8 protein-coding genes are annotated in these 6,785 nt (G+C 39.9%); 1 reads left to right on the top strand and 7 read right to left on the bottom strand.

Translation table 11 applies throughout. From position 1 onward, the window contains the following. The 4 genes from ACEW8U_RS11265 to ACEW8U_RS11250 form a co-directional block, all read right to left on the bottom strand. Window positions 1-513, bottom strand: a 513-nt coding sequence (locus ACEW8U_RS11265; RefSeq protein WP_373522141.1) for a DUF4386 domain-containing protein, incomplete at its 3' end; no start/stop codon positions are given. Between the two features lie 20 nt (window positions 514-533). After that, window positions 534-1,508, bottom strand: coding sequence for a hypothetical protein (locus tag ACEW8U_RS11260; RefSeq protein ID WP_373522140.1), 975 nt, complete (start codon window positions 1,506-1,508; stop codon window positions 534-536). Window positions 1,509-1,528: 20 nt separating this feature from the next. After that, a complete protein-coding gene (locus ACEW8U_RS11255) occupies window positions 1,529-2,194 on the bottom strand; it encodes a hypothetical protein (RefSeq protein WP_373522139.1) in 666 nt (221 codons plus the stop codon). Then, window positions 2,181-2,726 (bottom strand): RNA polymerase sigma factor, encoded by a 546-nt coding sequence (locus ACEW8U_RS11250; RefSeq protein ID WP_373522138.1) that lies wholly within the window; start codon window positions 2,724-2,726, stop codon window positions 2,181-2,183. Before ACEW8U_RS11250 ends, ACEW8U_RS11255 begins: the two co-directional genes overlap by 14 nt. Before the next feature lie 262 nt (window positions 2,727-2,988). Here ACEW8U_RS11250 and ACEW8U_RS11245 point away from each other — a divergent pair, with 262 nt between their 5' ends. Beyond that, on the top strand, window positions 2,989-3,543 hold the full coding sequence (locus tag ACEW8U_RS11245) for a GNAT family N-acetyltransferase (protein WP_373522137.1): 555 nt from the start codon (window positions 2,989-2,991) through the stop codon (window positions 3,541-3,543). A gap of 64 nt (window positions 3,544-3,607) precedes the next feature. Here the strand turns inward: ACEW8U_RS11245 and hisIE are convergent, their stop codons facing one another. The 3 genes from hisIE to ACEW8U_RS11230 all read right to left on the bottom strand — a co-directional run bounded on the left by hisIE (window position 3,608) and on the right by ACEW8U_RS11230 (window position 6,754). Beyond that, entirely contained in the window at window positions 3,608-4,213 is a 606-nt protein-coding gene (gene hisIE, locus ACEW8U_RS11240) for a bifunctional phosphoribosyl-AMP cyclohydrolase/phosphoribosyl-ATP diphosphatase HisIE (RefSeq protein WP_373522136.1), read from the bottom strand. A 279-nt stretch (window positions 4,214-4,492) separates the two neighbouring features. Next, complete coding sequence (gene hisF, locus ACEW8U_RS11235; protein WP_373522135.1) at window positions 4,493-5,248, bottom strand: imidazole glycerol phosphate synthase subunit HisF; 756 nt, start codon at window positions 5,246-5,248, stop codon at window positions 4,493-4,495. Window positions 5,249-5,335: 87 nt separating this feature from the next. Beyond that, complete coding sequence (locus ACEW8U_RS11230; protein ID WP_373522134.1) at window positions 5,336-6,754, bottom strand: Glu/Leu/Phe/Val dehydrogenase; 1,419 nt, start codon at window positions 6,752-6,754, stop codon at window positions 5,336-5,338. Window positions 6,755-6,785: the final 31 nt, after the last annotated feature.

Here is a 6,785-nt window from a genome sequence, read left to right as displayed (position 1 = left end):
ATAACCCATTGGTATAAGCCACAGCCCGAAGAACAGACCTCCTACTCCCCAGGCGTTAGAGCTGAACTGCTCCAAAAGGTAAATGGCAGCAACTTTAAAGTCGGGAGTCAATAATGAGCCATTGGCAATCTTAATGGCAACTCCCATGGAAACCGCACTGATCAAAATGACAACTGCATTCACAGTCCCCCAAATACCGGTCGCCCATGCTGCCACTGGGTTGATATTCCTAAAAAGCTTGTAGAACCAAATCGCAGCCATAGCCTGCGAGCCCACAACACCAATTTCCAGCAAAAGCCTAGCCCTCGCAAAGGATTCCCTTTGAGTCAGGTTATGGAGCGTTTGTTCAGGATCCCCTGAAATAAATAACTGCGGATGAAACACCAAAAATCCCAATACTCCCGTAATCGCCAGGACCAAATACCAGATGCCGGCGATCCGGGCAGTTTTTATCAAATCTGAGTGTTGCTCATGAGTTTCCCCTTTATACAATCCATTAAGGAATGGGGCCAATGGGAACCAATTTTGTACCACTACAATCCAATCCCAATCCTGAACCCCGGACTGACCATTTGAAAAAACCCGTTGAAATAAAGTTGCGGGGAAATGGTAATATGCTTCCCTGCCTGCCAATTTACCCCAAGCCTCCTTGTGTTGGGTTGAAAGATGTCACCACGTCTTTTGGTCAGGGTACCAAATTCCACTCCGATCCAATTGGGTTTGTCTTTTTCATTAGACAGATTTCTTCTGTAACCAATATTGGTGAAATTGTTGATTATGGCAGTATTTTCAGCATCAAAGGCAAACATCAAGTTATTGGAAACATAGAACTGATTTCTTAAGATCCCTTTGTGGTTGAGTTGCAAACCAATCTCACCTGTAATATCTGTCAAAAACTTGCTTCTGTAAACATTGGCACCCACTCCTGCCTGCAAACTCAACATATCGAGGTAACCTGAGGGTCTGTTTTCTGTTAATTTGACTTTACCACTTGGAATATTTGATTGAAATTCCAGGTACCTCAAATACCTGTCTTTTTCTGGCAGTTCACCAATAATTTCTGCCATTATTATAGTAAAATCCATATTTAATAATTCTCTAATATCATTGAAACTGATATTTACCAAATAACTATTGTTGGGATCTGTGACAATGGCTTTGTTTCGGAAATTTTCGATCATTCCTTTTTCTTCCGAAAGGGAATAGCTTTTGATTTTATCGCTATGGAGGATATCAAGTTGTTCCTGATATCTATATTCTATGATATAGGCATTTTCAGGAACACTCCCTACGATTTTCTTCAACCTGTCTTGAAAATCATTTAGGATAAGCTGTAGGCGATTTTCCTTGGTCAGGTTGTGGTAATCTGTTGTCAAGATCACCATATTCATATGTTCAGTGCCTTTGTAGAAAACCGTGTCCCGGGGAATTTTGGCTGACTGGGCAAATACAGTACTGATGTTGAACAGGCAAATGGCTGTCAGAATAAAGTGCATGGTAGTTTTCATAAAATAAGTTGGTTTAGTTTTTATAACCTGATATTGAGCGCATAAGTGTTTTGATAGTCATGGTCTATATTTCCATTTCCAAATTTCAATCTTAGTTTCGTCTGCTTTTTTTGTTTCGGTTCAATGAAAGTTTCTTTAATCAATTCAGGTATATGGGCCACTTTAGGATTTAGTTCCAGATCAAATATTTCGGGTAAATCAATTTCCGGTTTGGATAGAGTCAAAAGTGCCAAATTTGGTTTCGAAATGATGGGACTGAAAACTTCAACACCTTCATCCACTTCTCTTTCACGGTTCTTGGTCTCCGAAATGATTTTTACATTTTTTACAATTGGAATGGATTCCTGAATGATCGTTGGTTTCTTTTCAATTATTTGTTCCTCTGCAGGGAGAACCATTACATAGGTTGATTCTTTTGGAGAAATTTCATTTCTCACATAGGTTTGCAGCTCAAAGAGTTCCTTTTTTTGGGATTCCAATTTTAGGAAGAGGAAGGTTGAAATAAGGAACATCGAAATCGCAGCTGCCATAGCTGAAACAAACCACCAATTAACTGTTTTTCTGCTATTGGGCTTAACAATAGCATCCCAGACTCTTGGTTTGGCTTCTTTGGCAAGGATTTCATTTCTCCTTTCCGATTCCTTCAGTCCATTGATGATGATTTCGTCTATTTTATTGGTGCTCATGGCGATACTTTTTTTTTAATTTTTGGACCATGTAATTTCTCGCTTTGCTCAGTTGTGATTTGGAAGTATTTTCATTGATATGCAGCATATCGCCTATCTCCTTATGGGAATAACCTTCGATCGCAAACAGGTTGAAAACAGTCCTGTATCCCTTTGGCATCATAGCCAAAATCTGTTGTACTTCCTCTACATCCAAAATTTCCGAGTGGTCAACAAGTGGAATATTTAGGCTTAATAGTTCCTCATCTTCCTGAAACATCAGTTCCCTTTTTCCTTTCAAAAAACGGATGGATTCATTGATGAAGATGGTGTTTAACCATCTATGGAAACTTCCTTCTCCCCTGTTTTCATACTGGCTTATATTTTTGAAAATTCTTGTGAAAGAGATGGAAAGCACATCTTCGGTATCATGGTGGTTGGACAGGTATCTCATGATTACATGATAGCTGCGCCTGTAATACCTGTCGAAGAGGTACCTCTGTGCGTGGGGGCTGTTCTGTCTGCAACCTGCTATGATTTCCGGCTCTTCCAAATGATTGTGTGGTTTTCAAAAGTTGGAACCTGAAAATTTAAACAGACGTTGCCTGTGGAAAAATATTATATTGTGAAAAGATGTTAAGGCGTTATTAAAAGTAATGTGGTTGTATGCTTTCTTGCTAATGGATTACTTTTCTTTTGAAGGATTGAAGAAGGAAGACGGAAGATGAAAATCCGCAGAATGAAGCATCATTTTACGGATCCATGAAAATATATTGAAATGGGTAATTATTTTTATGATTCTAAAATATAAGAAAATGGATTCGCTTTCTTTCCAAACCGCAAAAACTACAGAAGATCTTCAAGGCATCCTGGATCTTCAGCAACAAAACCATCTCAGCACAATTAGGGCGATAGAAAATGGGTTTGTATTTGTCAGACATGACCTTACTAAATTGGCAAAAATGCAGTCTTTTGCCCCACAGGTTATCTGCAAGGAGGATGGAAAAGTCGTTGCATTTACCTTGGCCATGACGACTGACTGTAAAGGAGATATTCCTGAACTGATTCCTATGTTTGATGTTTTTGACAAGCTTAACTTATGGGGAAAAAAGGTGTCTGAATTTAATTATATTGTTGTAGGGCAGGTTTGTGTTGGGGAAAAGTACAGGGGAATGGGGGTTTTTGACAAAATCTACGACACATACCGTGAGACTTTTAAGGATAAATTTGATTTTGCCATCACCGAAATATCCACCCGAAACCCTCGGTCTATCCGGGCACATTCAAGGATAGGTTTCGAAGAAATCCATCAATTTACCGATCCATCTGGTGAAAACTGGAGTATTGTGGCATGGGATTGGGGAAAATAGCAAAAAATATCTCCCTTTTGGATTTGGACAGGGGGAATAATTTCCCCATTTATTAAACCAAACCTTATTTTTGATGTCTTGTAATCAGCACGTCCATTACTTCATCCAATTCATAACCTTTGGCCTCAAGCAAAACGAGGTAATGGAAAAGCAGATCGGCTGCCTCGCCCATAAAAAGGTCCTTATTATCATCCTTGGCTTCAATCACAATTTCCACAGCCTCCTCCCCTACTTTTTGAGCTATTTTATTGATGCCTTTGGCAAAAAGTGATGCCGTGTAAGATTGGTCTGAGGGGTTGTTTTTGCGGTCCTTGATAATATGCCTCAGGTGGTCAATAAACAGGGTTTTGGTATTATTAGTCTCCCCGAAGCAAGTATCATCTCCTGTGTGACAAACTGGACCAATTGGTTTAGCCTTGACAAGTAACGTATCATTGTCACAATCCAATGTGATATGCTCAACCATCAAAAAGTTACCTGAAGTCTCTCCTTTTGTCCAAAGACGCTGTTTGGTCCTGCTGTAAAAAGTTACGTGTTTGGTTTCCAAAGTCACATCCAATGCTTCTTGATTCATATAACCCAGCATCAGAACCACATTGGAATCTACATCCTGAATGATCGCAGGTACAAGACCATTTACTTTTTCAAAATCTATTTTTAAGTTGTTCATTTTTTTCTTGATGGTGACTTATGATTTATTGCATATCTTTTGATGTACTTACTCCCTTTTTCAATGGTTGGAAGTCGGAAGACCCACTTCACAATGTCACTTTCTGGTTAAACTTGACACTAATTGCTTAAATTTTCGATACACTGCGGCGCATCAAAATTCACTCTGCTCCAGTGTCCAGTAGTGCGCTGAATTCTTCGGGACAAGCTTTCTCTCGCATCTCGGTTCTCGCATCTCGCTTCTTGTACCTTACCTCTTGGTTCTTGCCTCTTAGCAAATTCATTTCCTCACAAATACCCCTTCTATCTCCAGATAGGTTTTTAAATCTGGGATGGGGATTTCTTTGAAATGGAAAATACTGGCTGCCAAAGCTGCATCGGCCTTACCAAAGGTAAAAACATCCTTGAAATGTCCCATATTTCCGGCACCACCAGAAGCAATAACCGGAATCGTAAGCATGGAAGAAATCTCAGAAGTGATTTCATTGGCAAAGCCTGCCTTGGTACCGTCATGGTCCATGGAAGTCAGCAAAATCTCCCCTGCTCCTCTGTCACAGACTTCTTTGGCCCAAGATTGGGTTTTTAATAGCGTCGGCTTTCTTCCTCCATGGGTATGGACGAAATCAATCCCATCTACATTTCGGGTATCAATGGCCACCACGATACACTGCGAACCAAATTCCTTGGCCATTTCATTGATGATTTTTGGGTTTTTAACAGCTGCTGAATTGATGGAGATTTTATCAGCACCTGCATTAAGCAACACTTTGACGTCCTCAACGGTAGAAATACCGCCACCTACTGTAAATGGAATATTGATGGCTCTAGCAACTTTCCCTACCAGTTCTGCAAGGGTTTTACGTTTGTCTACCGTGGCTGTAATATCCAAAAATACGAGTTCGTCGGCCCCTTCATCTGAGTAGATTTTTGCGAGCTCAACAGGGTCACCCGCATCTCTCAAGTCTACAAAATTCACTCCCTTGACTGTCCTGCCTTCTTTGATATCGAGACAGGGAATTATTCTTTTTGTCAACATTCAAAACAAAATTTTACAAAAACCCTCAAAGGTTCAGCTTCAATTATTTTTGATCCTTGGAGAGCTATTATTTTCAAACCACTTATATCAAGGGAAAATTCCCAAGTCCATATAACTGATTGCAATTCTTTCCAGAGCAAGGATAAATCCGGCAGTCCTTAGACTTTCAATTCCTTTTTCTTTTCTGGTCCTATTCATATCATGGTAGGCGGTGACCATGGTTTCTTCTAAACCTGACAAAACCAAATCCCTCTCGGAAGCACCTTTGATAAGCCCATCTTTTTCATCATCGGTAAATTCCTCTCCTGTAGCATTTTCTATAGTGCTCATCAATTTCCGATATTTTTCCATATCATACCTTTTTTCAAGCTTTCCAAAAGAAACCCTGGAGAGATTTTTGAGCCACTCAAAATAGGAAACCGTGACACCACCGGCATTTAGATACATATCCGGAATTATCATGACACCTTTTTCCAATAAGATTTTTTCAGCTTCCTGGGTTACCGGTCCATTGGCTGCTTCACCTATAATCTTGGCCTTGATTTTATCTGCATTTTCTTTCGTAATCTGATTTTCCAAAGCAGCAGGAACCAAGATATCGCATTCATAGGTAAGCATTTCCTGGCTATCTTTGATAAACTCCCCATGTGGATATCCTTTATAACCTTTGTTTTTCAACTGATAATTTTTGAGGTCTTCAATATTAATACCTGATTCATCCCAAATTCCCCCGTTCCATTCTGCTATACCAATGATTTTAGCACCTGCTTCGCTTAGGTATTTGGCTGAATAATACCCGACATTTCCAAGACCTTGAACAATCACTTTCTTTCCTCTCAGTCCCTTTGTCAATCCCAGGGATTTCATATCCTCTTCGACATTAACAGCCTCTCTGATTCCATAAAACACGCCTTGGCCTGTGGCTTCAGTTCTTCCATCAATACCATGCTGGGAAAGAGGTTTGCCTGTAACACAACCTTTCGCATTGATCAATTCCGGGTTAAAAGCTTCGAATGTATCCACTATCCAAGCCATCTCCCTTGCTCCGGTTCCATAATCCGGAGCAGGTACATCTATAGCTGGGCCAATAAATTTTTTCTTGATCAACTCCGCCGTATAGCGCCTGGTAATTCTTTCCAATTGATTGACATTGTATCTAGTGGGGTCCATGCTGATACCACCCTTAGCCCCTCCAAAAGGTATATTGACCAAAGCACATTTGTAAGTCATCAGTGCTGCCAATCCTTTGACTTCTTCTTCATCTACGTGCTCGCTATATCTGATACCTCCTTTGACGGGTAATTTATGATGCGAATGTTGAATTCTATAACCTGTTAAGGTTTCGTAAGTTCCGTCATCATTTCTAAGCGGAAAATGAAATTTGTATATGCTGTTGCATTGCTTGATCTGTTCCAATAAGCTTGGATGAATTTCCATATGTTTGGCGGCGTCATCCACAAAACTACAGACATCATTAAAAAGACTGTACTCAGTTGCTTTTTTCATAAAATAAATATTTAGGTTTATGCACGAAGAT

It is taken from the genome of Aquiflexum sp., from assembly GCF_041751335.1.
Classification (GTDB): domain Bacteria; phylum Bacteroidota; class Bacteroidia; order Cytophagales; family Cyclobacteriaceae; genus Aquiflexum.
This window is presented reverse-complemented; position numbering and strand designations above follow the sequence as displayed.

Excerpts from the sequence above, each read along its gene's own strand:
- hisF (WP_373522135.1), bottom strand. The coding sequence starts at position 5,248 with ATGTTGACAAAAAGAATAATTCCCTGTCTCGATATCAAAGAAGGCAGG.
- ACEW8U_RS11230 (WP_373522134.1), bottom strand. The coding sequence starts at position 6,754 with ATGAAAAAAGCAACTGAGTACAGTCTTTTTAATGATGTCTGTAGTTTT.
- hisIE (WP_373522136.1), bottom strand. The coding sequence starts at position 4,213 with ATGAACAACTTAAAAATAGATTTTGAAAAAGTAAATGGTCTTGTACCT.
- ACEW8U_RS11245 (WP_373522137.1), top strand. The coding sequence starts at position 2,989 with ATGGATTCGCTTTCTTTCCAAACCGCAAAAACTACAGAAGATCTTCAA.
- ACEW8U_RS11260 (WP_373522140.1), bottom strand. The coding sequence starts at position 1,508 with ATGAAAACTACCATGCACTTTATTCTGACAGCCATTTGCCTGTTCAAC.
- ACEW8U_RS11255 (WP_373522139.1), bottom strand. The coding sequence starts at position 2,194 with ATGAGCACCAATAAAATAGACGAAATCATCATCAATGGACTGAAGGAA.